The organism is Pseudodesulfovibrio cashew (assembly GCF_009762795.1).
Taxonomy (GTDB): Bacteria; Desulfobacterota; Desulfovibrionia; order Desulfovibrionales; family Desulfovibrionaceae; genus Pseudodesulfovibrio; species Pseudodesulfovibrio cashew.
This window is the reverse complement of sequence record NZ_CP046400.1, coordinates 1,834,307-1,860,648: the sequence shown is the minus strand read 5'-3', so window position 1 is coordinate 1,860,648 and position 26,342 is coordinate 1,834,307. Positions and strand designations below refer to the sequence as shown.

At 61.1% G+C, this 26,342-nt stretch carries 28 protein-coding genes; 18 read left to right on the top strand and 10 right to left on the bottom strand.

Translation table 11 applies throughout. The features are described from left to right. Positions 1-6: 6 nt before the first annotated feature. From GM415_RS08380 to GM415_RS08365, 4 genes are all read right to left on the bottom strand, one after another. Positions 7-321 (bottom strand): YbjQ family protein, encoded by a 315-nt coding sequence (locus GM415_RS08380; protein ID WP_158947365.1) that lies wholly within the window; start codon positions 319-321, stop codon positions 7-9. Between the two features lie 94 nt (positions 322-415). Then, positions 416-1,435, bottom strand: a complete 1,020-nt coding sequence (locus tag GM415_RS08375; protein WP_158947364.1) for a glycosyltransferase family 2 protein — start codon at positions 1,433-1,435, stop codon at positions 416-418. Between the two features lie 6 nt (positions 1,436-1,441). Then, complete coding sequence (locus GM415_RS08370) at positions 1,442-2,365, bottom strand: PP-loop family protein (protein ID WP_158947363.1); 924 nt, start codon at positions 2,363-2,365, stop codon at positions 1,442-1,444. 12 nt (positions 2,366-2,377) lie between these two features. Beyond that, on the bottom strand, positions 2,378-2,575 hold the full coding sequence (locus GM415_RS08365) for a hypothetical protein (RefSeq protein WP_158947362.1): 198 nt from the start codon (positions 2,573-2,575) through the stop codon (positions 2,378-2,380). Between the two features lie 214 nt (positions 2,576-2,789). Here GM415_RS08365 and GM415_RS08360 point away from each other — a divergent pair, with 214 nt between their 5' ends. The 7 genes from GM415_RS08360 (at position 2,790) to GM415_RS08330 (ending at position 9,216) form a co-directional block, all read left to right on the top strand. Further along, a complete protein-coding gene (locus GM415_RS08360) occupies positions 2,790-3,161 on the top strand; it encodes a response regulator (protein ID WP_158947361.1) in 372 nt (123 codons plus the stop codon). A 176-nt stretch (positions 3,162-3,337) separates the two neighbouring features. Beyond that, positions 3,338-4,309 carry an HD-GYP domain-containing protein gene (locus tag GM415_RS08355; RefSeq protein ID WP_158947360.1) on the top strand — a complete coding sequence of 324 codons (972 nt, stop codon included), beginning with the start codon at positions 3,338-3,340 and terminating at the stop codon, positions 4,307-4,309. An 81-nt stretch (positions 4,310-4,390) separates the two neighbouring features. Beyond that, a complete protein-coding gene (locus tag GM415_RS08350; RefSeq protein ID WP_158947359.1) occupies positions 4,391-5,281 on the top strand; it encodes a type 2 periplasmic-binding domain-containing protein in 891 nt (296 codons plus the stop codon). A 57-nt stretch (positions 5,282-5,338) separates the two neighbouring features. After that, positions 5,339-6,004 carry a site-2 protease family protein gene (locus tag GM415_RS08345; RefSeq protein WP_158947358.1) on the top strand — a complete coding sequence of 222 codons (666 nt, stop codon included), beginning with the start codon at positions 5,339-5,341 and terminating at the stop codon, positions 6,002-6,004. A 16-nt stretch (positions 6,005-6,020) separates the two neighbouring features. Continuing rightward, positions 6,021-7,010 (top strand): tryptophan--tRNA ligase, encoded by a 990-nt coding sequence (gene trpS, locus GM415_RS08340; RefSeq protein WP_158947357.1) that lies wholly within the window; start codon positions 6,021-6,023, stop codon positions 7,008-7,010. Positions 7,011-7,518: 508 nt separating this feature from the next. After that, positions 7,519-7,947, top strand: a complete 429-nt coding sequence (locus GM415_RS08335; RefSeq protein ID WP_158947356.1) for an FKBP-type peptidyl-prolyl cis-trans isomerase — start codon at positions 7,519-7,521, stop codon at positions 7,945-7,947. 90 nt (positions 7,948-8,037) lie between these two features. Continuing rightward, the gene (locus tag GM415_RS08330; protein ID WP_158947355.1) at positions 8,038-9,216 is read left to right on the top strand and encodes a pyridoxal phosphate-dependent aminotransferase; all 1,179 of its coding nucleotides are present in this window, start codon (positions 8,038-8,040) and stop codon (positions 9,214-9,216) included. 967 nt (positions 9,217-10,183) lie between these two features. Here the strand turns inward: GM415_RS08330 and GM415_RS08325 are convergent. Further along, positions 10,184-10,510, bottom strand: coding sequence for a hypothetical protein (locus tag GM415_RS08325; RefSeq protein WP_158947354.1), 327 nt, complete (start codon positions 10,508-10,510; stop codon positions 10,184-10,186). Positions 10,511-11,186: 676 nt separating this feature from the next. After that, positions 11,187-12,569, bottom strand: a complete 1,383-nt coding sequence (gene rlmD / locus GM415_RS08320) for a 23S rRNA (uracil(1939)-C(5))-methyltransferase RlmD (RefSeq protein WP_158947353.1) — start codon at positions 12,567-12,569, stop codon at positions 11,187-11,189. Positions 12,570-12,650: 81 nt separating this feature from the next. Between rlmD and GM415_RS08315 the strand changes: the two genes are divergently transcribed. Together GM415_RS08315 and GM415_RS08310 are read left to right on the top strand one after the other, a co-directional pair. Then, positions 12,651-12,968, top strand: a complete 318-nt coding sequence (locus GM415_RS08315) for a hypothetical protein (RefSeq protein ID WP_158947352.1) — start codon at positions 12,651-12,653, stop codon at positions 12,966-12,968. After that, positions 12,965-13,234 (top strand): hypothetical protein, encoded by a 270-nt coding sequence (locus GM415_RS08310; RefSeq protein WP_158947351.1) that lies wholly within the window; start codon positions 12,965-12,967, stop codon positions 13,232-13,234. Before GM415_RS08315 ends, GM415_RS08310 begins: the two co-directional genes overlap by 4 nt. Before the next feature lie 17 nt (positions 13,235-13,251). On the opposite strand, the gene GM415_RS08305 is transcribed toward GM415_RS08310, so the two are convergent. Next, a complete protein-coding gene (locus GM415_RS08305) occupies positions 13,252-13,572 on the bottom strand; it encodes a helix-turn-helix domain-containing protein (RefSeq protein ID WP_158947350.1) in 321 nt (106 codons plus the stop codon). Between the two features lie 219 nt (positions 13,573-13,791). Further along, positions 13,792-14,562 (bottom strand): DUF3108 domain-containing protein, encoded by a 771-nt coding sequence (locus GM415_RS08300; protein WP_158947349.1) that lies wholly within the window; start codon positions 14,560-14,562, stop codon positions 13,792-13,794. A 146-nt stretch (positions 14,563-14,708) separates the two neighbouring features. Between GM415_RS08300 and GM415_RS08295 the strand changes: the two genes are divergently transcribed. Both GM415_RS08295 and GM415_RS08290 read left to right on the top strand, forming a co-directional pair. Beyond that, positions 14,709-15,194 (top strand): CBS domain-containing protein, encoded by a 486-nt coding sequence (locus tag GM415_RS08295; protein ID WP_158947348.1) that lies wholly within the window; start codon positions 14,709-14,711, stop codon positions 15,192-15,194. 82 nt (positions 15,195-15,276) lie between these two features. After that, complete coding sequence (locus GM415_RS08290; protein WP_158947347.1) at positions 15,277-15,720, top strand: acetyltransferase; 444 nt, start codon at positions 15,277-15,279, stop codon at positions 15,718-15,720. 52 nt (positions 15,721-15,772) lie between these two features. On the opposite strand, the gene GM415_RS08285 is transcribed toward GM415_RS08290, so the two are convergent. After that, positions 15,773-16,780 carry an HD-GYP domain-containing protein gene (locus GM415_RS08285; protein WP_158947346.1) on the bottom strand — a complete coding sequence of 336 codons (1,008 nt, stop codon included), beginning with the start codon at positions 16,778-16,780 and terminating at the stop codon, positions 15,773-15,775. After that, complete coding sequence (gene pyk / locus GM415_RS08280) at positions 16,780-18,222, bottom strand: pyruvate kinase (protein WP_158947345.1); 1,443 nt, start codon at positions 18,220-18,222, stop codon at positions 16,780-16,782. The genes GM415_RS08285 and pyk overlap by 1 nt, the downstream gene beginning before the upstream one ends. 305 nt (positions 18,223-18,527) lie before the next feature. Here pyk and GM415_RS08275 point away from each other — a divergent pair, with 305 nt between their 5' ends. The 7 genes from GM415_RS08275 (at position 18,528) to mraY (ending at position 26,339) form a co-directional block, all read left to right on the top strand. Then, a complete protein-coding gene (locus GM415_RS08275; protein WP_158947344.1) occupies positions 18,528-18,974 on the top strand; it encodes a division/cell wall cluster transcriptional repressor MraZ in 447 nt (148 codons plus the stop codon). A 13-nt stretch (positions 18,975-18,987) separates the two neighbouring features. Beyond that, on the top strand, positions 18,988-19,956 hold the full coding sequence (rsmH, locus tag GM415_RS08270; RefSeq protein ID WP_242012416.1) for a 16S rRNA (cytosine(1402)-N(4))-methyltransferase RsmH: 969 nt from the start codon (positions 18,988-18,990) through the stop codon (positions 19,954-19,956). After that, positions 19,953-20,231 carry a hypothetical protein gene (locus GM415_RS08265; protein ID WP_158947342.1) on the top strand — a complete coding sequence of 93 codons (279 nt, stop codon included), beginning with the start codon at positions 19,953-19,955 and terminating at the stop codon, positions 20,229-20,231. Before rsmH ends, GM415_RS08265 begins: the two co-directional genes overlap by 4 nt. A gap of 178 nt (positions 20,232-20,409) precedes the next feature. Beyond that, on the top strand, positions 20,410-22,368 hold the full coding sequence (locus GM415_RS08260) for a penicillin-binding transpeptidase domain-containing protein (protein WP_158947341.1): 1,959 nt from the start codon (positions 20,410-20,412) through the stop codon (positions 22,366-22,368). Beyond that, entirely contained in the window at positions 22,343-23,860 is a 1,518-nt protein-coding gene (locus tag GM415_RS08255) for a UDP-N-acetylmuramoyl-L-alanyl-D-glutamate--2,6-diaminopimelate ligase (protein WP_158950835.1), read from the top strand. The genes GM415_RS08260 and GM415_RS08255 overlap by 26 nt, the downstream gene beginning before the upstream one ends. Beyond that, complete coding sequence (locus GM415_RS08250) at positions 23,857-25,266, top strand: UDP-N-acetylmuramoyl-tripeptide--D-alanyl-D-alanine ligase (protein ID WP_158947340.1); 1,410 nt, start codon at positions 23,857-23,859, stop codon at positions 25,264-25,266. Before GM415_RS08255 ends, GM415_RS08250 begins: the two co-directional genes overlap by 4 nt. After that, on the top strand, positions 25,263-26,339 hold the full coding sequence (gene mraY, locus GM415_RS08245) for a phospho-N-acetylmuramoyl-pentapeptide-transferase (RefSeq protein WP_158947339.1): 1,077 nt from the start codon (positions 25,263-25,265) through the stop codon (positions 26,337-26,339). The genes GM415_RS08250 and mraY overlap by 4 nt, the downstream gene beginning before the upstream one ends. Positions 26,340-26,342 lie beyond the last annotated feature (3 nt).

The following is a 26,342-nucleotide window of genomic DNA, read 5'->3' as shown; positions in this document are numbered from 1 at the left end:
GCGCTCCTACTCCACCAGGACGGCAGTGCCGTAGGCATAGATTTCCGCAGCGCCCGCCGCCACCGAAGAGGTGGAGAAGCGGACGTTGATCACGGCGTTGGCTCCCAGTTCGCGGGCTTCCTCGGTCATGCGCCGGGTGGCCTCCTCGCGGGACTCCTGCAGCAGCTCGGTGTATCCTTTCAGTTCGCCGCCAACGATGTTCTTCAGGCTCGCCATGAAATCCCGCCCGAAGTGCTTGGCGCGGATGGTGTTGCCGGAAACCAGGCCGAAGTGCTCGACAACGGTTTTCCCCGGAATGGACTCGATGTTCGTGACTATCATCGGCTTCCTCGTATGGTTACTATTGAGAAAATCGATCAAGCGATACGCCGATTCCGCTGTTTTGGTCAAGCGCATTGACCGTGATCAGAGTATGTTACGCTGCGGGAAGATAATCCAGCCCGAGCACGAAGCCTCGAGCCTCCAGGAACTCGGCGATCTCCTCGCGCGCTCCCCGGCTGGCCACATAGGGAAGGCAGAACCCAGCTCCGGGCTGCGGAATCCTGTCGCGGTCGAGCACGGGCACGCCGTTGACCACGTGGCCGATCTTGCGCGGGTCCACATCGTGGTAGGCCGCGAACTCGATGTCGTGGTCAAGGAGCAGGTCGGCGCGCTTGCGGGTGGTCCTCCCCGAGCCGAGAATGTGGACAACAGGATGGTGCGGGTTGTTGGCCCCCAGCCAGCGAGCCAGGTATTCGCTCTTGACCCGGTAGAAGGCGTCCACGTCGTAGCGCGGGTGGTTGCGCGAGAGACGCGAGGGCGGGTCGTTCCAGACCAGCAGCTCCTCGTCCACCTTGGCCATGGCCACCCCGGCCTCCAGCCAGCGCAGGAGCAGTTCGTAGTCCTCGGGAAAGTCGCCGTCGCGGTAGAGGCCGTGGGTCTCCACGCACTCCCGGCGATAGAGGATGGACGGGTTGGGCACCGGGAACTCCACGAATCGGTTCAGGGAGATGGCCTCGGGCGTGAGCAGCGTGTTGGTCCAGTCCACATAGTGGGCGTAGCCGGCGCAGGACTCGCGGCAACCGCCGAAGCGCACCCGGCAGCCCACCAGGCCGAGGCCGGGATTTTCGTCCAGGAGCCCGGCCTGGGCGGCCAGCCGTTCGGGAAGCATCTCGTCGTCGGCGTCCATGCGCGCGATGTACCGCCCACGGGCTGCCTCGATGGCGGCGTTGGCCGCGGCAACCACCCCGCCGTGCTCGATGGAGAAGGTACGCACGCGCCCATCCCTGCGGACGTATTCGGCCAACACGGACGCGGTGTGGTCCGTGCTGCCGTCATCCACGGCCACCACCTCGAAATCCCCACAGGTCTGGGCCAGGATCGAGTCCAGAGCCCGGCCCACAGTCTCCCCGCAGTTGTAGCAGGGCAGGGTCACGGAGATCTTCGGGGCGGCCATGATCGCCTATCCTTCCGCTGCGGCGGCCTTTTTCCGGTGGACCGATTCCTTGATGCGGCAGATGGAGCAGCGCCCCACGCTGGTGGGCGAACCGCACTCCTCGCACGGCTGCAGGGTCGCGCCGGTTTCCTTTTCCAGGGCCTGGAAGGCCAGTTTGCCGCGCTGGAGGAACCCGTTGTAGAACTGAAACTTCTGGCCCGGGCTGCGGTGCTCCAGTTCGCCCCACAACTGCTTGTGGTTGGTGAAGCTCGCGCCCGAAGCGTAGGGGCAGGGGTCGGAATGAATCTCGATGCCCTTGAGGAACGCGTAGTTGGCGGTCTCGAACTCCGAGAGGCGGAAGAGCGGCTTGACCTTGCGCACGAACCCGTCGCTCGCGGGCAGAACCGGGCCCTGATCCGAAAGGTAGGGGGTGTCCCAGCGCAGGGTGTTGGCGAACAGGCGCGCCACCTCGTCATCGAGGTTGTGACCCGTGGCCAGGGCGTCGTAGCCACCCTCGCGGGCGATGCGATTGAAGTGGTGACGCTTGAGCTTGCCGCACACGGCGCAGACTGGACGGTCCACGTACTGCTTCACGTCGCAGATGGGCAATCCCCACGCCTCCATTTCAAAGACTTCCAGCTTCAGGTCGTTGGCATCGCAGAAGTCCTCGACCTTCTTGCGCGCCTTCCACGAGGAATCCGGGATGCCGAGGTCGATGTGCAGACCGGTGACGTCGTATCCCTGGAGCTTGAGCTCCAGCATCAACGCCAGGGAGTCCTTGCCGCCGGACAGGGCCACGAGGATGCGCTCGTCATGGGTGAACATCTTTTCGCGCCGGATGGCGGTCTCCACCTGGCGGGTGAAAAAGAGCGGGAAGCACTCGGGACAGAATCCGGCGTGGTGGCTGGGCAGGGCCACGCACGCGAGCTTTTTGCAGCGAGAGCATTTCATATGATGGCCTCCCTAGCCTGCGGACGTGACTTTGCGGACCATCAGCACGTCGTTCATGTGCAGCTTGCGGTCCGGGGTGAGCAGCTCGCCGTCGCGGACGACGATGGCCATGGTGGAACGGAGGTTCAGCCGGTTCAGCACGGCGAGCACACTTTTGGTATTGTGCAGCTCGACCACTTCCCCCTCCGGTTCGAGATGGACGGTAATCATGATTGTTTCTCCTTCCGCCAGCCGTTTTGAATGCCAGCGGTGTGGGCGGACCCTACCCGCGAAGTCCGCCGAGTTCAAGGTCGGAAGGCGTGGAGTCCCTGCTGACGCATGCGGCAAATGCCAATCCTTGCCAAAAAATAAGGGAATCGTGTTGACCCAAAACCGCAATGTCCTGTAACGTCCGACATAGGGATATTTTCTCAAGGAGGATTCCATGAGCCAACCGAAGATTCTCGTCGTCGACGACGAAAAACACATCCGCATGCTCTACCGGGAAGAACTGGAGGCCGACGGCTATGAAGTGGCCACCTCCGACGGAGAGGAGGACATCCTCGACGTCATCGGCCGCGAAGACCCGACCATCGTCATTCTGGATATCAAACTCGGCGTGAACCGGTCCGGCCTGGACCTGTTGCAGGAGATCCGCTCCCAGAACCAACAGATTCCGGTTATCCTGTCCACGGCCTACGACTCCTTCCAGCACGACCTCAAATCCATCGCCGCCGACTACTACGTGGTCAAGTCCGTGGATCTTACCGAACTCAAGGACAAGGTGCGCATGGCCGTGAACAAGGCCGGCATGTAGGCCGTCCCCGGTATTTTTTCCGCAGGGCGTCCTCTCCCGAAATGGAGAGGACGCCTTTTGCTTCCCAGCTGGCGTCACAACCGCGAAATTGACATCGGGAAAGGCGGCACGTAGAAAAATCCATACGGCACAGGGCGTCATTTCAGACAACCTGACGCCGCCACAGGAAAACACGCATGGTCCCGAAGCGCAGCAAGCCCCAATACGTCTCCATCTCCCCACTCATGTTGCGGGCCGACTCCCGGGTACCCTTCGACGTCTTCCTGCGCCATGAGGGCAACTACGTCCTGTTCAACGCCGCCGGCATGACCCTGACCGGCGGCCAATGCCGCGAACTGGCCGCCAACAGCGTCAACAACGTATACATCGACAAGCGCAGCCTGGACAGCTACCGAACCTATCTGAACGAGTATATCACCGGCATCCTGGATGACGAGGGAATTCCCCTGGACAAACGCGCCGAGGCCTGGTCCAACGCCGCCGCCATGTTGGGCAAGGAACTCTATGAAGACAAGCTGCCCGGCCCCACCTTTGAGAAGCGATACCACCGATTCGAGCAGCTTATTACTTCCACCGCCGGGTTCATCCAGTCGCCCAAGCCCCTCAAGCATCTTTCCGGCTTCATCAGCAAGGGGTACAATATTTACCACCACGGCATCAGCACCATGGTCTACTCCATGGCCCTGATGCATGAGTTCGGCTACCAGGATTTCAAGATCCTATCCTGCGGCATGGGCGCCCTGCTCCACGACATCGGCAAAATAGGCCTCCCCCAGGACATCGTGACCAAGGACCCCGCAGAGCTCAGCGGAGACGAAGCCGCCGTGCTTCAGCTGCACCCCATGGTCGGGGCCAGAACCTGCTCCTGCTTCAACCTCTCCTCCATCGCCTCCAACTGCATCCTCTTCCACCACGAGCGGGCCGACGGCAAAGGCTATCCCACCAAGGCCGGCAGCGAGGACATCCCGCAGTACGTGCAGATAATCTGCCTGTGCAACGCCTACGACACGCTGACCCGTAATATGCCCTACCGCAAGGCCCTGCGTCCCTTTGAGGCGCTCAAGACCATCATGGACGACGATGGCATGGTGGAAAAGCCGCTACTCAAACGGTTCGTGGAGATGCTGTCCCGCGCCGAGATCATGTAGCCGCCTTGAGCGGAACATTGACAACGGGGTGAAATTGCGTTTTCTGGGGCGACTGTTCCCACATCATCCGGAGAATGAAGCGTGCCGCGCCTTTTGCTTACAATTCTGACCCTGCTCCTGGGAGCCTGTTTGCCCTGCCTGGCGGAGGAGCCGGAGACGGTTCATCTCATCCAATCCGCAGAGAATGCGGGCGAGGGCTACAACGAGGCGCTTCTCAAGCTTGCGCTCACCAAGTCCGGCAAGCCCTACCGCGTCGCCGTCAGCATAGACGAGTCCTCTCAATTACGTCGAATCGAGCGCATCAAGACCCCTGGCGAGGCTTGCGTCATCGTTCTGGGCACGAGCCCGAAGCTCGAAACCGAGCTGTTGGCGGTGCACGCACCCATCATGCTCGGTGTCGGCTCGGGACAGCGCATCCTGCTCACCAACAAGGCCACGGCAGGCAAGCTGAAGTCGGTACGCACCCTGGAGGATCTCCGCGAGTTCACTTTCATCCAGGGGCTCGGCTGGGCCGATGTCCCCATCCTCAGGGCCGCAGGCCTCCGTGTCGAGGAGGTGTACAAAGGGGAACTCCTCTACAGGATGACCGCCGCCGGCCGGGTGGACCTCTTCCCGCGCGGGCTTTTCGAGATTGGCGGAGAGTATCGGCTGCAAAAGGGCACCAACCCGGAACTGGTCATCGACGAGCACCTGCTGCTGACCTACCCATTTGCCTTCTACTTCTTTGTGGGAAAGGACAGGCAGGACCTCCACAACGACATCCTCCGTGGTCTCGAGGCCGCGTATGAGTCCGGCGAATTCCAGGAACTCCTGACCTCCACCCCGGCTTTTGCAACTGCCCTGCATGAGGCCAAGCTGGAGAAACGGGTCCGCATCGACCTGCCAGGGCACCACGTCACCCAAGAGACGCGGGAAGCGCTGGACCGGTTCCGGTTCATCCCTGGCAAACGTCCTGTTGCGGCGCACCCGTAAGGGATCGTCACGGACATTCCGCTTGCGTCGCCCACCCTCGCATGGTAGCCGCTTCGCATGCCCGCTTTCTTTTCCGCAGCCGCCCTCCAGCAGGCGGTCATCCTTGCTCCCGGCCTGCTCATCGCCCTGGTCTGCCATGAGGTGGCCCACGGCTACGTCGCCTATCTGCTCGGCGACCCCACGGCCAAGTCCATGGGACGGCTGACGCTCAACCCCATCAGGCATCTGGACCCGCTGGGAACCCTGGCCTTCTTTTTCGTCCAGTTCGGCTGGGCCAAGCCCGTGCCCATCAATCCGAACTACTTCAAGGACCCGCGCAAGGGCATGCTGCTCACCGCCATCGCCGGTCCGGGCGTCAATTTCATCCTCGCCTGCGTCTTCGCCATCGTCCTGCACCTGCTGGCCTCGATCCCCTTCACCCAAGGAGGGCTGGCCCAGTCAGTGGTGGTGCCCCTGTATTACATCTGCGAGGCCGGGGTCTTCGTGAACCTTGTCCTCGGCATCTTCAACCTCATTCCCATCCCGCCACTGGACGGCAGCAACGTTCTGGCGTATTTTCTGCCGCCTCGTCTGGCTTACAAGTACATGAGCCTCAGCCGATACGGATTCTTCATCCTCATCGGCCTGATCCTTGTCGGGCGCTTCTCCGGCTACTCCCTGGTGGGCCAGGTGATCTTCCCCCTGGTCTCGGGCGCGGCCGCCCTGCTCGGCGTCAACATATAAACCCAGCGATTCCATCATGAGCGACAACAAACGCATTCTCTCCGGCATGCGGCCCACCGGCCCCCTCCACCTCGGTCACTACTTCGGCGTCATCGCCAACTGGATCAAGCTCCAGGAAGAATACGACTGCTACTTTTTCGTGGCCGACTGGCACGCCCTGACCAGCGAATACGCCAATCCCACCCGGATCAAGGGCTTCGTGCCCGGCCTGGTCAAGGATTGGGTCGCCTCCGGCCTGGACCCGGAAAAATGCGTCATCTTCCAGCAGTCCAAGATCAAGGAACACGCAGAGCTGCACCTCATGCTCTCGATGACCACCCCGCTCGGCTGGCTGGAGCGCTGCCCCACCTACAAGGAACAGAAGACCGAACTGGTCCAGAAGGACCTGAACACCTACGGCTTCCTGGGCTATCCCGTGCTCATGAGCACCGATATCCTCATGTACAAGGCGTGCGCCGTGCCCGTTGGCAAGGACCAGCTCCCGCACCTGGAGCTGACCCGCGAGATCGCCCGCCGCTTCAACCACCTGAACAACACCGACCTTTTCCCGGAACCGGCGGACATGCTCACCGAAGAGTCCAAGCTCCTCGGCCTGGACGGACGCAAGATGTCCAAGTCCTACGGCAACTCCATCATGCTCTCCGAGCCCATGGAGGAGATCATGCCCAAACTGCGCGGCATGAAGACCGACGAGAACCGACTGCGCAAGTCCGACCCGGGCGACCCGGAAATCTGCAACCTCTACCCCTATCACCGGCTGCTCACCGATCCGGAAAAGCTGCCGGAGATTCAGGAAGGCTGTCGCAACGCCTCCTGGGGTTGCGTGGATTGCAAAAAGCTGCTCATGGAGTCCATGGAACGATTCCTCACTCCCATGCAGGAACGCCGCGCCGCCTGCACCGACGAGCGCGTCCGCGAAATCCTGCACGACGGCAACAAGAAGGCACGCGCCTTTGCCGAAAAGACCATGGACGAAGTCCGCCAGGTCACCGGATTCGATTATTAGGAGGCAAGGCCTCCGGCGGCCGGGGGAAGGGAAGGGGAAAACCCTTAGAGAAGGGTTCGCCCCCTTCCCTTCCCCCGGGCCCCCATCCCATCCCCTTTCCCAAACTTTTTGTCGCGCCGCAGGATATTCCGAGGCCATCGGAAAATCGAGTTTGCGGCAGGTCAAGAAATCAGAAAGAGACTGAGACACTAGAGGGGATGGATCGAAAGACCGCCAAGTTGCCCCGGGGTGTACATCAACTTCGATGTATTCTACTATCCCCTGAATTTATCGGATGGAAACAAGCGAATAAACCGCAAGTAGAACTAACGCCCTCGTGTGCTTTCCCGAGCGACAGTGCACCATACCCGCCTTCCGCCCCGCGTCAGCGGCGCCACAGGGTTCAGGAAAGGAAGAGAGGGGATGGGGGTCCAGGGGGAAGGGGAGAGAGGGAAAGCCCTGTGCAAAGGGTTTCCCTCTCTCCCCTTCCCCTTGGCCGCCGGAGGCAAAGCAAGCACAAGGAGTCAGCATGACCGCACAACAAGGAAGCACCGTCAAGGTACACTACACCGGCACGTTGAAAGAAGACGGCAGCAGGTTCGATTCGAGCGAAGGCCGCGACCCGCTGGAGTTCAAGCTGGGCGAGGGCATGGTCATCGCCGGTTTTGAAAAGGCAGTCATCGGCAAATCCGTGGGCGACAAGGTCACCACCGAGATTCCCCCGGCAGAGGGGTATGGCGATCCCAACCCGCAGTTGGTCTTCCAGGTCCGCCGCAACCAGATTCCGCCCAATGTCGAGCTGCAGGAAGGCGTCATGCTGGAGCTGCGCACCGAAGACGGCCAGCCCGCCTATGTGCGGGTCACCGAGTTCGATGAGGAGACGGTCACCCTGGACGGCAACCACCCTCTGGCCGGAAAGACCCTTGTCTTTGACATCGAGGTTGTGGAAGTTTCCTAAATCATTGGAAGTCGATTGATTCAACAGCTTCCCTCGCCCCAGGCTGTTCACGGCCCGGGGCGGGGTTTTTCGTTGGAGGACGGAAAGGCGATGAGCATTTCGAAACGATGCTGCGGCATTACCCCGTTTCTGGTCATGGAAATCCTGGAAAAGGCCCAGGCGATGGAACGCAACGGCGAATCCGTCATCCACATGGAGGTGGGCGAGCCTGACTTCGACACGCCGGAGTGCGCCAAGCGCGCGTCCTGCGAGGCGCTGGACAAGGGCCACACCCACTATACCCACTCCCTGGGCATCCCCGAGCTGCGCGAGGCCGTGGCCGAGGATTACCAAAAGCGCTACGGCGTGGATGTGGACCCGGCCAACATCGCCGTCACCCAGGGCACCAGCCCGGCCATGCTCGCCCTGTTCTCCGCCATCCTTGAGGAGGGAGACAAGGTCATCACCTCGGACCCGTGTTACGCCTGCTACGACAACTTCATCACCTTTGCGGGCGCGGAGCCGGTCAAGATCACGGTCACCGAAGAGGACAGCTTCCAACTCCGCGTTTCGGCCATCCGCGAGGCAGTGGAGGCCAACGATAACGTCAAGGCCATCCTGATCAACTCTCCGGCCAACCCCACGGGCACGCTGCTCTCCGAGGAGCGGCTCAAGGGCATCGCGGCCCTGGCCGAGGAAAAGGGCCTCTGGGTGGTCTCGGATGAGATCTACCACGGCCTGGTTTACGAGGGCACCGAGCACTCCATCCTCGAATACACGGACCGCGCCTTCGTGCTCAACGGCTTTTCCAAGCTCTACGCCATGACCGGCTGGCGGCTGGGCTACGTCATCGCGCCGCCGGACTTCATGCGCACCCTGCAGACGGTCTGCCAGAACTTCTTCATCTCGGCCAACACCATGGCCCAGTGGGGCGGGGTCGCGGCTCTGAAAGAAGCGGACGAGGACGTTGCGCGGATGAAGGAGACCTACAACAAGCGGCGCGTGTACATGCTTGAGCGGCTCAAGGGCATGGGCTTCGACATCAAGCACGACCCCACGGGCGCGTTCTACGTGCTGGTGAACATGCGCCACCTGGCCGCGAAGTTCGACGGCTCGTCCCTGGCCCTGGCCTATGACATCCTGAAGAAGGCGAAGATCGGCGTCACGCCGGGGATCGACTTCGGTGAAGGTGCCGAAGGGTTCATCCGCTTCTCCTACGCCACCTCGCTGGACGACATTCGTGAAGGGATGGACCGGCTGGAAGGGTATTTGAAGGAATATGGCGGGTAGGTGGTGAGATTTTTTGTTTTGAAGAAGTAAGGGAAGGCCGCCCATATGGGCGGCCTTTTTATTTTACGATGCCTGCGGCGCTGGGAGAAGAAGAGAAAAGGAAGCCGCCTGTCGGCGGCGATGATTGGATGAAGGGTTTCGCCCCTTCCGGGGCGACTTACTTTTGGACCGGAGCGCCCAAAAGTAAGCAAAAGTCGCTCTGTTGGTGCTGCAGCGCGATTTCGAGGCCAAGAGCCGCTAACACGGCTTCCGCTGCCCGAAAAGCGAAAGCCTGCGGGCAGGCGCGCTTCGGGCTGCGCTTCAGCCGTGTGCAAGCGGCTCTAAGCCCCGAACTCGATGACAGGTCGCTGCCTGGATGATTGGTAGCTTACCGAACAAGGCAATTCTTCTTTGTCCGCCAAGTCGAGCTGACACCCTGTTATGCTATAAGGGCAGCTTGTCCTCGCCCATCAATCCGAGTTGACACCCCATTACGAATCAAAAAGAAGCAATTCGGCGCTACGACTTCCTTCTCAAAGGTCCGCAGTCAGCCCCTTGCTCACGGGCCTAGAAGCTCACCAAACCGGGCGGTGGCTCTTGTGCCAGAACTCGCACGGAGTGGGACGGCCTACGTACGGTAAAATTGGCAGGGCGTTCCGCTCCACGTAGTCTGGAGCCGACCGGGTTGGATGAGATTCTCGCCAGCGAGCACCGGGGCGGTGATAACGCTTCAAGCGCCTTTTCTTTCGTCTATTTCTTTTGGCGCAGCAAAAGAAATGGACCCCGCCGGGAGGGCATGGAGGGCTTTTGGGGGCGCAGCCCCCAAACCCGGCTCTCGCGCCATCGGCGCGCATCCCATGAAAAAAGCCGCCCCATAAGGGCAAGACGTTTTCCATAAATGTTGGGAAAAAAGCCCCCAGAAACTCGGAGGCTTTTCGTTGTGCTTCACCGAGGTGACGTTCTTTGACAGTAGGTGGATGAAATGCTGTCAGTCTTTTTGAACAGGGTACTCAACGGGAACAGCGAACTTGATTCTGGATACTGTCGAATTGACTTGATCTGCAGAGAGTGTCCCCCCGGCATCAAGGAAAGGAATTTTCAAACCAGCTCGACCTTCCTGCCCTTTGCTCTCCTGGGTGGTCACAGCCACATCAAGCAATACGCTTTGCTTATGGCCTTCGGATCCCTGTCTCCCTGTAAAATTGTTATAGGATGGGGCGACCACCCCACCATTTTGGGAAGCATATTCTTGGGCCTCTTTTATTCCATCAATAATTTGTTTCAGCGACTCGGCGACAAATTCCTTCAAATCCATGACGGCAACCTCGCTATATATTTTGGCGTGACTATGCCGCAAAGCAGGGCGCATGTCATCCGATGGCAAACGATTTCAAAATAGTGCGCGATAAATGAAAGCCCCCGATGGGGGGGGCTAATGAAGGAGAGGAAAAGTGCTATTCGCAGGGGTTAAAGGTCCATTCACCATCTACTTTTTTATAGATGGCTTCGCCTACGGCGTTGCATTTTCTGCAATTAACAGAATAATTGATTCTATCCGAGAACGTTGGGTCGTCGTCAAGGACGCCAAAAACATGATCCTCGCCGCACCGCATGCATTTAGCATGGGGGAAGAGGTCTCCTTCATTTGTTTGGTTAAAAGAAAACTTAAAATTACTCATAAAATCCACCTTGTAAAATCGATCTAAATCCATATCGGACTTGAATATGTATTATAACATATTCTCAAAAAAAGTCAAGAACTATTCTCAATTATTGCAACTAATCGGAAGTAGTGTGATTACCATTTCATCGAGAAAATAATGCGCCGAATTAGGCAACCTGGGAAAATATTTTACCCATAAGAAGAATCCCCTGTTCGCCAAAGCGAACAGGGGGTTACGATTAATTTACAGTGTTTTCGTCAACATTTATGGAAAACGTCTTGCCATAAGGGCGGCCTTCCTTTTCTCTTCAAGACGCCGTCAGGCACCCTACTTCTTAACCAGCAGGGCCACCGTCTCCACATGATGTGTATGCGGAAACATATCCACGGCCCGAACGCGCTCGAGCGCATACTTGCCGGACAACCGCTTCACATCGCGCGCGAGCGTGGTCGGATCGCACGAAACAGCCACGATGCGCGGCGGCGCCAGCCGCAGCAAGGACTCGGCGGTCTTCTCCTGAATGCCGGACCGGGGCGGATCGATCACAACCACGTCCGGGGTGGGCAGATCATCCACGCCCTCGATGCCGGATTCGAGGGAGAGCGCGTGAAATTCGCAATTGTTGATGCGGTTCAGTTTGGCAGAGGCCCATGCCTTGCCGATGGCCTCCTCGTTGATCTCGTAGCCGATGACCTGTCCGGCCTGGTCGGCGAGATAGATGCCGATGGCACCGGCCCCGCAGTAAAGGTCGAGGACGGTCTCGTGACCGGTAAGGGCGGCGTATTCTGCCACGGTGGCGAAGAGTTCGGCCGCGCCCCCGGTGTTGGTCTGGAAAAAGGTATTGGGCGCGAGGTGATAGCGCACCATGGACTCGCCCTTGGGCAGCCGCTCCTCCACGAACTTGTGGCCCAGGCGGAAGATGGCCTGCTCGCCGTAGGCGACGGTCGAACGCTTGGTGCGGAGGGAGTGGACAAAAGACATGATCTCCGGGAAGCGGTCGATCAGCGCCTCGCCCAATTCCTCGGGCAGATTGTACTTGCGCTCGTCCGCAGTGGTGATCAGATGGACCTGAACCTGGCCGATGGAAGTGTGGCGGAGGACAAGGTGCCGCCAGAAGCCGGTGTCCGTGGGCGGATGATAGGCAGCAACGTTGGATTCGCGGCAGAAGTCGCGCACGAAGTGCACCATCTCCATGTCTCGCACCGCGCAGAGGTGGCACTCAGTCAAATCGAGAACCTGCCCGATTCGCTCGCCGGGCTCCGGGTTGGCTCGCAGACCGAGGAACAGCTCTCCGTCGCGCCCTTCGAAAGCGAACTCCATCTTGTTGCGGTAGCGGTAGATGGCGGGCGATGCCACAGGAGCGTCCATGACCGGAGTCTCCACGCCGCCGATGCGACGCAACGCGTTCTCCACCTGACCGTTCTTCTGGGCGAGTTGTTCCGCGTATTCCAGATCCTGCACGGCGCAGCCGCCGCAAACCCCGAAATGGGGACAGGCAGGCTCGACGCGCTTGGGCGACGGGGTGACGACCTCTTCGGTCACGGCCTCGGCGAACCGCTTCTTGGCCTTGACCACACGTGCCCTGACCACATCGCCGGGCAGGCCGCCCGCTACGAATACGGCCATGCCGTCCACGCGCGCCACGCCGCGTCCGCCGTAGGCCAGAGATTCTATTTCACATTGTATGGTGCTGTCTTTTTCAAGGGGCATTGCGCTCTCCGAGTAAGGTTTTCCCGTCCGCTTCGAAGCCGGGATGGATGGCCCGTTTGACACGGTTTCGGGCGGCTGTCTATGGTTAACTGCATGATCGACAAGGCCACCGCCATTACCACTATCATGAATCGGCTGAAAAAGCTGCCCACAGGGCACGCCATCGACCTGCGCACATACAAGCGGAACCGCTCGGTGCTCATCGCGCGTGTGGGCAATGACGAATTCGACGTGGTGGAGAGAGGTTTCGAGGAGGCTCGCTTTCTCGTCTCCCGCGACAAGCTGAAAAAACTGCTCAAGATGCTGATGAAACGGGAGTTTCCCCGCTCCACCAAAATACGACTCTATGACCTTGGCGAATATTCCGCCGATATCCACCTGCAAAGGAAAACGCTGTGATCGACAAGGCGGGCGCGATCCCGCTGATACTGACGCGGCTGAAAAAGCTCCCGGTGGGAGCGGGGCTGGACCTGCGCACCTACAAGCGCGACCGTTCCGTGATAATCATGAAGGAGGACGTGGAAACCTATGCCGTGATCGAAGACGGCTTCCGGCAGGAGCGGTTCAAAAGCGGGCACAAGGAACTGAAACGGCTGCTCAGGACCTTGCTCAAACGAGAGTTTCCGCGCAGCCACAAGATCAGGGTGCACGAATTCCCGGGCTGACCCGAGGAAACGGGCAATCAACTGTCGCCGTTTCGCCCGAACTTGATCTGTCCGAGCTTCTCCAACACCCACTCAGGGTCCTCGAAAACGGCACGGCGGATATCCTCCGAGACCTTGCCGTTCATGGCCAGAAGGAGATCGGGATCATCCCCCAACTCTTCGGCCAGGGCGACCATCCGCTTCTCGGACAAGGAGGCAGGCTCTCCCCTTTCGATCTTGCTCAAATAGGAGTGGTGGATGCCTATCCGCTTGGCCACCTTCCGTATGGAGTATTCAGGGTTCCCCTCGCGCAGGGATTCCCTTCTCGCTCGTATGTAGTCTCCAAAAAGCTTACTCACAGCACCCCTCACTAAGTCCGCATTTCCCCCCGCCAAAGCGCAATCCCTTACTTACGTCTACTATACAGTAGCCAACAACCCATTGACAAGATTGGACAACTATTAACCTTTTATAATATCTTCTACCAGATAGACTATAGCATTCAAACAAAATGAAGCCGGACCGTTTTCCACGATCCGGCTTCACTATGCTAACAATAATCATTTGAAGCCATTATATTAATCAGTTGTTTTATCCGGCGGGCGATAGTCCACCAGCTCAAGGGAAAAATGGCCCACCTTGACCTTGGAGCGAACCTTGACCGGAATCCTCCGCGCGTCCGCCGAGAACCAGACCACCAGCTCCGCATCCCGGCTCTTCTTGAACACGCCCGAGAGGTGCTTGATGTCGAGGTTGACCTTGAAGGCGCGGATCACGCCCATGGGGGTCTCCACATCCTCCAGCCCCTCCACGTAGGCCTCGCCCACCACGCTCTTCTTGCCGTCGGTGACATGGGACGAGAAACGCATGGTCTTGTAGAGCACCGCCTTGCGGAAGGAGAACAGCACGGACATGGGGTCGAACACGTCCTCGGGTTGTTCCAGGGTGTGCTTGAGTTCGCCGCGCACCCATCGGAACGACATGTCCAGGTCCTTGTCGAAAATGAGGTCGACCTTCTTGTGGTAGGTACCCTCGTTCTGATCCTTTTGATAGCGCAGGGAGTGTGTCACGTCCCTGTCGGTCCAGGACTCCATGGTGTCGCGGACCTTGTAGAACTTGTCCACCCACGGCGTTGTTTTGGCTTCGGCCCGGAACAGGCGCGCGGGCACGCCGTCCACTTCGGTGTCCGGCATAACCTCCAGCACGGCGTCCCCGGCATGGATGAAGGTCCAATAGATGGCGTAGGTCAACTTTTCTCCCGGTCCGTAAGGCGGCTTCAGCCCGGCATGGGCCGGAGCGGCAAGGAGCAGGAGCGCCAGCAAGGCCGACAAAATGATGCTTTTCTTCATGGATCGACTGTGGAGGCCTTCCGGTCGGAAGTCAAGTTGTGCAGAAACCGGCTCGAAAAGTGGACAAATCGTGTGGGAAAAGATAGATATGGCACCGAGAGTACCCGATTTTTCTCAAACGGACATCAGCAAGGAGACGACAACCCATGATGCTCAGAAAACGCGCCTGGGACATGATGCGCGACGAATTCCCCGCAGTAAGGGACGATGCCAGCCTGGCGGAGACCATCCGCGTCATGCGCACGGCCATGGTCGAAGCGCCCGACTCACAGGTGGTGGTGGTCCAAAACAAGGCGGGCAAACTCGTGGGCGCCATCAACCTGTGGCAGCTTTTCAAGGCGGTCCGGCAATCGGTGCTCAAGGACGAAAACCTCAGGCAGGACGGCCAGGTGGACTGGGATCAACAATTCGCCAACGCCTGCCTCATCTGCACCCAGATGAGGCTGGATGACTACCTCATCCGCAACCCGCCCATCCTCAAACCCAACGAGCCCATCCTGCTCGTGCTGGACACCTTCCTCAAGTCCCGCCGCGACTGGGCCCTGGTAATGGAAGGCGACAAGGTCATGGGCGTGGTCTACGTCACCGACGTGTACCGCGAGATGACCCGCGACATGGTTCAGATTTTCTGATCTTCCAGAAGACAAGACAGGCGGCACGGCCAAGGGGCGTGCCGCCCTTTTCCGACGGCTGAAGAGCCTCGGACTATTCGCCATGCAAATCCTCCCGGCCTCAAAAAACGATTACCCCGAGATCCTCGACGTATGGGAAGCATCGGTCCGCGCCACGCACGACTTCCTGACGGAAGAGGCCATTCTCTATTTCAAGCCGTTGATCCTCAACACATTCCTCGATGCCGTGGAGTTGCTTTGCGCCAGGGATGAGCGAGGCGCAATCCTCGGTTTCATGGGCGTGGCCGAAGAGAGCATCGAAATGCTCTTCATCGCGCCCGATAGCCGAGGCACGGGCATCGGCAAGGCTCTCCTGTCCTATGGGATAGAGGAATTGAAAGCGACCAGGGTCGACGTCAACGAACAAAACCCGCAGGCATTGGAGTTCTATGAGCACATGGGCTTCGAGGTCGTGGGACGATCGGAGCGGGACGGCATGGGCAAGCCGTATCCGCTCCTGCACATGAAATTGCGGGACAATGACTGATCCGCGCCCGGAGAGGTTCCGGCCGCGATCGGCCCAGTAGCTCGGCTCCCGCCTACGGCTTCAGCTTGAGATCCACCACCAGCAACACCTGGAGCGCCTTGGCCATGACCTTGTCGTAACCGGGGTCCGCACCCAGCTCGGCAGCGGCCTTGAGCATGGGCTTGGCCTCGGCATAGGGCCGCTTCACGGTCATGGCGCAAAAGGAATCCACCAGCGCGCAGAGACGGCCCGCAAAACCCTGCTTGGTCGACTTGAGCGGATAGCCCGAGCCGTTGGCGCGCTCGTGGTGCTCGGTGACGCATTGCTCCACCTCGGCGAACTTCAGGTCCAGACGGGCGAGCATCTCGTAACCGGACTTGGTGTGAGCGTTCACCTTGGTGCGCTCGTCCGGGGCCAGGGGCTTGGCCTTCTCCCGGATGAAGGCGGGCACCTTGCTCATGCCCATGTCGTGCAGGAACAGCCCTGCGGCCAGCCGGTCGAAGGTCTTGCGCGGAACCTTTTCAGTGAAATTGTCAGCCTTGAGCTTGGCCAGCAGGGCCAGGCCGAGATAGCCGCAGTTGAGGCTGTGGTTTTCCAGGCTGTGTTCCGTGTGGAGCCGCCGAACCAGAGCCCGCGTCCGGGAGATATCCTTGTAGAGGTATTCGGTCAGCACCATCATGTCGACCCAGAGCTTCTCGAAAACCACGGCCACGGGCTGGGCGAAGAACTCTTCCAGCCTGCGGGTCAGGGCCTGGGTGAAGATGTCCGCTATCTCCCGTTCCACAAGGTTGCGGTCCACCAGCACCAGGTCGAGCTGGTAGCTGATGTGCTTGACGTAGACCGAGTGGTCGGCCCGGGAAACGAAAATGAGCCCCTCGGAAGTCAGCCGGGCCAACTCCTCCACCTGCTCGTTGCTGAGCCTGTCGCCCGTCTTGTAGTACGGCACGACCCTGGCCACGTCCTCCTTGAAGGCAAAGAGGTCGAGCGGCGGGCGGTATTTGTTGAAGCTGCCCAGGATGCCCTGGCTGATCTGGTAGTATTCCTCGTTCAGTGTATCGGATGTATTCTTTCTGGGGCTCATCAGCTCACTTCTTTGGCCAGTTTCTCATACAATTTTACCACGTTGGTCTGGGTCACGCTCTTGCCCTTCTCGGGCTGCCCGGCCGTGACGATGGCGATGTCGCCTTCCTTGAAATCGGGACATTGACGGACGAAGACCTCGGCCCGCTCCTGGTGGTCCTCAATGACGTCCAGGGGTTCAGCCGGGATCACGCCCCAGGAAAGGTTGGTGAAATGCCGGACCACGGGGTCCGTGCTCAGGGCGTAGATGGACTGCTTGGGCCGCCGCGACGAAAGGATGCGTGTGGTCGCCCCGGACGTGGAGTGGCAGACGATGGCCTTGGCGTCGGTCTTGCCCGCCAGCATGGCGGCGGCGTGGGCCAGGAAGGTGGACGGGTGCTCCTTCTCCCTGTCCCCGACGGTCTTGGTCAGGCCGGACTCGAACATGAAGGCCTCGATCTGATAGGCGATCTTGCGCATGAACCGGACGGCTTCGCCGGGATAGCGCCCGATGGCGGTCTCCTCTGAGAGCATGACGCAGTCCGTGCCGTCCAGGATGGCGTTGGCCACGTCCGTGGTCTCGGCGCGGGTGGCCATGGGCGAGTTGACCATGGACAGCAGCATCTGAGTGGCCACGATGACCGGCTTGCCCGCCTCGTTGCAGGCGTTGATGATCCGCTTCTGGGCCACGGGCAGCTCGGCCAGATCAAGCTCCAGGCCGAGATCGCCGCGCGCGACCATGATCCCGTCTGCCTCGGCGATGATATCGTCCAGGCACTCCAGGGCGGCGGTCCGCTCCAGCTTGGCCACGATGGGTATCCGGCGGCCGTACTGGATCATCTCGGCCCGCAGGTTGCAGATGTCCTCGGGCTTCTGGACAAAGGACATGGCGACCACGTCCACGCCCAGCTCCATGCCTGTGGCGAGATCCTTCTTGTCCTTTTCGGTGAGGGGTGCCAGGGGGGTCTTGGTGCCGGGGAAGGTGATGCCCTTGCGCGGCGGGCACATGCCGGAGTTGGTGGCCTCCAGGCGGATGAGGTGCTCTTCCTCCACCTTCTTGACCACGAAGCGAATCATGCCGTCGGACAGGGCCACGGGGTCGCCCACCTTCACGCCCTCGAACAGTTCGGGGATGTCCAGGCAGATGAAGGGCTCGTCCGTTTTCTCGAACTTCTCGGGAGTGCCGAGCAGCACTTCGGTGCCCTTGTTGACCTCGATGGCGCCGAGCCCCACGTCGCAGGTTCGGATCTTGGGCCCTGAGAGGTCCTGCATGACAGTCAGCGTCAGCCCGGTTTCCTGCTCAAGGCGGCGGATGATCTCGACCATCTTCGCGAAGAACTCGCGGCCGCCATGGGAAAAATTCAGCCGGAAGATCTTGGCCCCGGACTCCACCAGTTCCTTGACCGCTTCGTAGGTCTCCGTTCCCGGTCCCAGCGTGGCGATGATTTTGATGTGCCTGTCCATGTTCCTCCCGATGGTAAGGATTCTTCCCTGTGTGCGCCCGGACGGAGCAGGCCTGTACCCTGTGGATCGGAGCGCCGTCCTATTCCTTTAGAAATATAATCACTTACAAGGCAGCGGCAATGGCCGCGACAGCCAAATCCTAGGCTCCCGTGGTCAAAAAAGCAATGATACCTTCGTTATTTTACGGTTCCAATTTCCATTATCGGTTGACTTTCTCTTGATTTTCCTTCACCTGTGGGAAGAAGTGGTATTTTGTTCACAAAACGGGTAAAAATGTGGGACCAAAAACACCCACGGGGTAAAAAGTGAAATTCAGGGGTCACGCACATAGAAGTCTGGACGACAAGGGACGGCTCATCCTGCCGCCCTCGTTCAAGGACCTCATTCTCGAGAATGTACCCGAGGGGTACATCGTGCTGACCGTGTTCAACAACCAGGTCATCGGCATCACCCCGACCCAGTGGGACCATATCGAATCGGAAATCGAGAAGATAAAGGCCCCGGACCCGGATGTCGAGGAAACCAAGCTCATGCTCTACGCCTGCTACACCGAAGTTGCGGTGAACAAGCAGGGCCGCATCGCCCTCCCCGCCCAGCTGCGCAAGACCGGCGGGCTGGAGAGCGACGTGGAGGTCATGGGCGCGGGAAACCACTTTCAGATCCGACCCGCCGGCAGCTTCGAGGAGCTGATGAGCAGGCGGCGCAACATCGCGCCCCAGATGGCGGAATACAACGTGGATCTGAAGCTGTAGGATGGCTGGCTCCATGCAACCGGCCGACCTGCACACAACGGTTCTTTTACAGGAAGTTATCGAGTGGCTCCGTCCCGCACCGGGAGGCCGTTATCTTGACGGCACCCTGGGAATGGGCGGGCACAGCCTGGCGCTCATGCGGGCGGCAGGCGAAAAGGCCGAGCTCTGCGGGCTCGACCGGGACAAGGTCGCGTTGGGACACGCCGGCCGCCGACTTGAGGAATTCGGCGACCGGGCACACCTCTTCCACCTGCCCTTCTCCCGGTTCGAGGAAGCCCTGGACGAGCTGGGCTGGGACGAGATCGACGGCGCGGTCCTGGACCTCGGCGTTTCGTCCATGCAGCTCGATGAGGCTGATAGAGGATTCAGCTTCATCCACGACGGGCCACTCGACATGCGCATGAACCCGGACTCGGGCCGCCCGTCGGCCGCGGACCTGGTGAATACGCTCAAACACGGTGATCTGGCGCGGATCATCCGGACCATGGGGGAAGATCCCCTGGCCGGGAAAATCGCGTCTGCAATACTGAAGGCAAGGGAAAAGGAGGCTATTACGAGAACCCTCCAGCTGGCTGAAATTGTACGGCTCGCCTATCCGCCCAAGATGCGGCATACGGCGCGCAACCATCCGGCCACCCGGACCTTTCAGGGACTGCGCATGGCAGTCAACAGGGAAACTGAGGAACTGACGTACTACCTTAAAACCATAGTCGGACGCCTGAAACCGGGCGGAAGAGTGGCCATTATTTCGTTTCACTCCCTGGAGGACAGGGCCGTGAAGCACGCATTTCGGGATGCCGCCAAGGGTTGTACATGCCCCCCGCATCAGCTTCATTGCACCTGCGGCGGCATACCCGAGATGAAGGTGCTGACGAAAAAGCCGCAACTCCCGTCCGAAGAGGAAAGAAAGGCCAATCCCCGCAGCCGCAGCGCCAAGCTGCGCGTGGCGGAGAGACTCAACTCCGACGGAGAGGAAGTATGAGCAAAGTCGACAAGACGCTCCTGTGGATGATCCTCGCCCTCCTGGGCGCGGCGCTCACCCTTGGATTGGGAGCGGTATGGCTGAACATCGAGCGCATGGATCTGGCTTACGACCTGCGCAAGATGGAAAAGAGTCTGGGCCAGAAAGAGGATCTGGCGGTGAAGCTCACGGTTGAGAGGAACAACCTGGTTTCACCCTATCAGCTCAAGGAGCTCGCCGGCCGGCAAGGCCTGCGGGTGGCCGCGCCGGGTCAGATACGGCGCATTGCCGACTAAAGGTAACAAGGCGCATGAACGTAACGTTCGACAGACGGTTGGGCATGGTCCGGATGCGGATCGCGGCAGGCCCCCAAAGCCGGAGCTCAAGGCTCGGCGAACCGGGAACCCGCGCGCGAAGACGCTGAGGGCAACGCAAAACGGTTTGTGCGCTCCAAGTGGGATACAGGGAAAATGAATGGCTAAGGGAAGCCAGGGGCGCAAGGATCACAGCAAGGTGAAGATAGGGCTGGCAATGGCCCTTTTCGCCGTGGCGCTGACAGGTCTTTGGGCCAAAACAGGATGGCTGCAACTCCACGAGGGAGACGTGCTGCAAGCGAAAGCGGCACGGCAGAGCCACGCCGCCGAGGAAATCCGAGGCGAGCGGGGCCGCATCTTCGATCGCAACGGAGAGATGCTTGCCACCAGCGTGGAGACCAAGTCGGTCACCGCCAACCCCTTCAAGATCGAAGGGGTGGACAAGGCGGCCGACGCTTTGTCGCGCATCCTGAAAATTTCCCGTCCCAGCGTCTATAAACGGCTCAAGTCCAAACGCCGCTTCGTGTACATCAAGCGCCACGTCACGGACCGCGAAGCCGCCGCCGTGGCCAAGGCCGAACTGCCGGGCGTCTACCTCCAAAGCGGCTTCTCCCGAATTTATCCCAACGGGCACCTGGCCGGACAGACCCTGGGCTTCGTCAACATCGACGGCCAGGGACTGGAAGGCATCGAGCGCATCTTCAATGACCGCATGAAACCGGACAAGGCGCGTTTCGTGGTCCAGCGCGACCGCCTGGGCCAGCGCCTCTACCTGGACGCCCACGGGCGCGAAGTGGACATCAACGGCCTGGACGTACGCCTGACTATCGACACCCACATCCAGCACGCCGCCGAGCAGGCCCTGGCCACCTCCATCGCCAAGTACGAGGCCAAGGCGGGCATCGTCCTGGTCGTGGACGTGGACTCCGGCGACATCCTGGCCATGGCCGTCCAGCCCTTCTTCAACCCCAACGACGTCTCCGGGTCCAAGGCCCGGCAGCGCCGCCTACGGGCCATCACCGACATCTACGAACCGGGCTCGACCATGAAGCCCTTCCTGTTCGCCGCAGCCCTGGAGGAGAAGGTCATCGAGCCCGACACCCTCATCGACTGCGAGAACGGGCGCTGGAAGATCGGCGGCAAGACCATCCGTGACACCCACCCCGAGCGGTGGCTGCCCGCGCGCAAGGTGCTGCGCTACTCCTCCAACATCGGCTCGGCCAAAATCGGCCTGGATCTGGGCGCGGGAGTCTACCACGACTACCTCTCCAAGCTCGGCTTCGGCCGCAAGACCGACCTCGGCCTGCCCGGCGAATCCTCGGGCATCCTCATGGTCCCGGGCAAGTGGACCAGCGTCGACCTCGCGGCCATCAGCTTCGGCCAGGGCATCGGCGCCACGGCGGTCCAACTGGCCCGCGCGTTCCTCTGCCTCGCCAACGACGGGGTGACCCGCGAACTGAATCTGATCAAGTCGCCCGCGCCGGACCGCAAGAATGCCGCCATCCGCGTCTTCAGCGCGGAGACCGCACACACCGTGCTCTCCCTGATGAAGGAAGTGGTCCACGAGGACGGCACGGGCCGCAGCGCCCGCATCCCCGGCATCACCATGGCGGGCAAGACCGGCACCGCCCAGAAGGCGGCCAAGGGCGGCTACGGCGACCAGTATCTTTCCTCCTTCGTGGCTCTGGTTCCGGCGGAAGACCCGGAACTCCTCGTCCTGACCATGGTCGACGAGCCGCAGAAGGCCAACTACGGCTCCATGGTCGCGGCCCCTGTCTGTCGCGAGGTCACGGTCCGCACCCTGGCATACAACGGCAAGCTGTCCGAAACCCTGGACCAGGCCGAGGCCGAACAGGTGGATGTGGACGGACTGGTGGAACAGCCCCTGTCCGACAGCATGGAATCACCGCGCAAACAGCTGCTGACCGAACGCGTGCCGGACCTGAGAAAACTGCCGGTGCGCCGCGCCCTGGAGTTGCTGACCAGAAAAGGAATCGTCCCCGTGCTCAAGGGCCGGGGCATGACCGTCTCGGACCAGAAGCCCGCCGCTGGGCAGCCCTGGCCCGAAGACACCAATAAGGAGGGAACGGATGATGTTTTTGTTCTCTGGCTCTCCTAGCGAGAAAAAGGTGGGCGTTATGCAATTTGAAACCCTGCTCAAGAAAGCCGGGAAGGGGATGGTGGTCCGCACGGACTCACGCAAGGTGCAGCCGGGCGACTGCTTCGTGGCCATGCCCGGCACCAGCGTGCGCGGCATCGACTTCATCCCCGCCGCCCTGGACAACGGTGCCAAATACGTGGTGGCCCCGGCTCCGGCCCGCGACCTCGTGGCCCCGGTGGTCGAAAAGCGCGCCCTGGCCGTGTACCACGACAACCCCGCCGTGGCCCTGGGTGAACTGGCCCGCGCCCACTTCCGGCTTCCGGATCGCGGCCTCAAGCTGGTGGGCATCACCGGCACCAACGGCAAGACCACGACGTCCTACATCATCGAACACCTCCTGGCCTCGGCAGGGCTCAAGGTGGGCGTGCTCGGCACGGTGAGCTACCGCTGGCCCGGCTTCACCATGAACGCCTCCCTCACCACGCCCGACTGCTGGATGATCCACGAACTGCTCTTCAACATGAAGAAGGCGGACGTGGACGTGGCCATCATGGAGGTCTCCTCCCACGCCCTGGAACAGGACCGGGTGGCGGGCCTCGACTTCGACGCCGCCGTGTTCACCAACCTGACCCAGGACCACCTCGACTACCACGGCGACATGGAGACGTATTTCTCGGCCAAGTCCCGGCTCTTCCGCAACTACCTGAGCGAAGGCCGGGGGGGCATCCTCAATTACAACGACCCCTACGGTCGCAGGCTGCTGGCCATGTGCCCCGAGGGCATCGGCTACGGTCTGGGCGACACCACCCTTGCCCGCCAGGAAGCGGGCGACAAGCCCATGCTCCAGGGCCGCATCCTCTCCCTGACCGGCAAGGGCGCGGAGGTCGAGACCGCTTACAAGGGCAAGACCTGGAAGGTGGAATCCCCGCTCATCGGCGACTTCAACGTCATGAACCTGCTGGCGGCCCAGGCGGCCTGCCTGCAGCTGGGGCTGAGCTGCAAGGACATGCGCGCCATCAAGAGCTTCTCCGGCGTGGCCGGACGGCTGGAGCGCGTTCCCAACGAGCACAATCTGGACATTTTCGTGGACTACTCCCACACCCCGGACTCCCTGATCAAGGCGCAGAGCACCATCAAGGCCCTGGATTTCAAGCGGCTGATCACCGTGTTCGGCTGCGGCGGCGACCGCGACCGCACCAAGCGGCCGCTCATGGGCAAGGCCGTTGCCGATCTCGCGGACGTGGCCGTGCTCACCTCGGACAACCCGCGCACCGAGGACCCGCTGGCCATCATGGACGAGGTCCGGCCCGGGCTGGCCAAGGCGAAGAAGGTCCTGGAGGACCCGGACCGCCAGACCGCCATCACGCTGGCCGTCAAGGAGATGCAGCCCGGAGACGCCCTGCTCATCGCGGGCAAGGGCCACGAGGACTACCAGATCATCGGCACAGAGAAACGCCATTTCAACGACTGCGAAGCCGCCGCAAAGGCCATCGAGGAACTGTATTCATGAATCTGACCCTGGCCGATGTAGAGCGCTGCCTGACCGGCGCGGCCGAAGAGGGCCACGACGCCATCCCCGTCAACTCGGTGCAGACCGACAGCCGCACCGTGTCCAAGGGAGACCTCTTCGTGTGCATCGAGGGCGACAACTTCGACGGACACGAGTTCGCCGAACAGGCTGCGGCCAAAGGCGCGGCGGGCATCGTCACGGCCAAGCTGGTCGACGTGGACGCCTCCGTGATCATGGTCCGCGACACCACCCGCGCCCTGGGCAGGCTGGCCGCCTGCTGGCGTGACAAGTGCGGCGCCAAACTGGTGGCGGTCACGGGCACGGCGGGCAAGACCACGGTCAAGGAGATGCTCCACGCCGTTGTCTCGCGCAAATTCGAGACGGCCAAGAACTATCGCAATTTCAACAACCAGATCGGCCTGCCCATGTCCATGCTCAAGGCGGACGAGAGCCAGCCGGTCTGGATTATGGAGCTGGGCATCTCGGTTATGGGCGACATGGAGGACCTGGCCCCCATCGCCAACCCGGACGTGGCCGTGATCACCAATGTCGGCCCCGGCCACCTTTCCGGCCTGGGCAGCGTGGCGGGCGTGGCCAAGGCCAAGACCACCCTGCTCAAGTACCTGCGCGAGGGCGGCGTGGCCGTCATCAACCGGGACTGCGAGCCGCTCAGGGAAGCCGCGCTGAAAATCGTGCCCGAGCCGATCGAATTTTCCGTAGGTCATAACGACACCTCCTATGTTGCCTCGTTCCTCGGCGGGTCCGGGACCGAAGGGTGGGGACGCTTCAGTCTCCGGACCCCCGAGGGCGACGGTGAATTCGAGGCGCCCTTCTGCGGCGCGCACTACGCCGAAAATCTCGCCTGCGTGGCGGCTGTCGCCCACCAGCTGGGGCTGACGCGCGACGATGTGATTCAGGGCGTGCGCACCCTGGCCGCCGACCCGCAGCGTTTCTGCTGCAAGCTGGCCGCCGACGCCCTGATCATCGACGACACCTACAATGCCAACCCGCTCTCCATGGCCCGCTCCATCGAGACGGCGGCGGAGATGGCCGGTGACAGGCCCCTGGTGCTGATCCTGGGCGATATGCGCGAACTGGGCGACGAAGCCGTCAGGCGGCACGAGGAACTCGGCCAACTGGTCAAGCGCATCGCGCCCGCCGCCTTCTTCTACAAGGGCGATCACTGCGGGGACGTGATCTGCGGCCTGGACGGCGACAACGTGACCGGGGTCAAGACCCCGGAGGAATTCATGCGGGCCTGGCGCGAAATGGGGTTGACCGGGGCCGTGGTCCTGGTCAAGGGATCGCGCTCCCTCAAGATGGAGGAGTTCGCCAACGCCCTGTGCAGGGAGCGGGGAACCGGACGCGACAACACTGCGGGAGCACAGGAGGCCAAGACCAAATGATTTACAATCTTCTCGCACCGCTCGCTACCGAAGTAAGCGTCCTGAACGTCTTCCGCTACATCACGTTCCGGTCGGTCTGGGCCCTGCTCACCGCGCTGATCATCTCCATCGTGTTCGGACCGGCCATGATCCGATGGCTCCAGCGAATCAAGTGCGGCCAGTACATCCGCGAGGACGGCCCACAGCACCAGGCCAAGCAGGGAACCCCCACCATGGGCGGCGTGATGATCATCTTTTCGGTGGCCGTGTCCACCCTGCTCTGGACCGACCTGACCAACATCTACGTCTGGCTGACCCTGCTTGTGTTCGCCGGGTTCGGAGCGGTCGGCTTCATCGACGATTATCGGAAAGTGGTCAAAAAGCAGAACGAAGGGCTGTCCGCCAAGGCCAAATTCGTGCTCCAGTGCGCCGTGGCCGGGGCCGCCCTGTACATGCTCATCCAGCAGCCCGCCTACTCCACCGAGCTGTCCGTGCCCTTCTTCAAGAATTTCACGCCGGACCTCGGCTGGTTCTACCTGCCCTTTGCCATGGTGGTCATGGTCGGCGCGTCCAACGCGGTCAACCTGACCGACGGGCTGGACGGCCTGGCCATCGGGCCCATGGTCGTGGCCATGGCCTGCTTCGCCATCTTCATCTACGTCTCGGGCCACGCCAAGATGGCCGAGTACCTGGCGGTGCAGAACATCGAGGGCATCGGCGAGGTAACCATTTTCTGCGGGGCCATGGTCGGCGCGGGCCTCGGCTTCCTCTGGTTCAACGCCCACCCGGCCCAAGTCTTCATGGGCGACGTGGGCTCCCTCTCCCTGGGCGGCGCGCTGGGCTTCGTGGCCGTACTCGCCAAGCAGGAACTGCTCCTGGCCATCGTGGGCGGCGTGTTCGTCTTCGAGACCCTCTCGGTGATCCTCCAGGTGGGCTACTTCAAGCTCACCGGCGGCAAGCGCATCTTCAAAATGGCGCCGCTTCACCATCACTTCGAACTCAAGGGCATCCCGGAATCCAAGATCATCGTCCGTTTCTGGATTCTCTCCATCCTGATGGCGTTGATGGCCCTGTCCACCCTGAAACTGAGGTAGCCC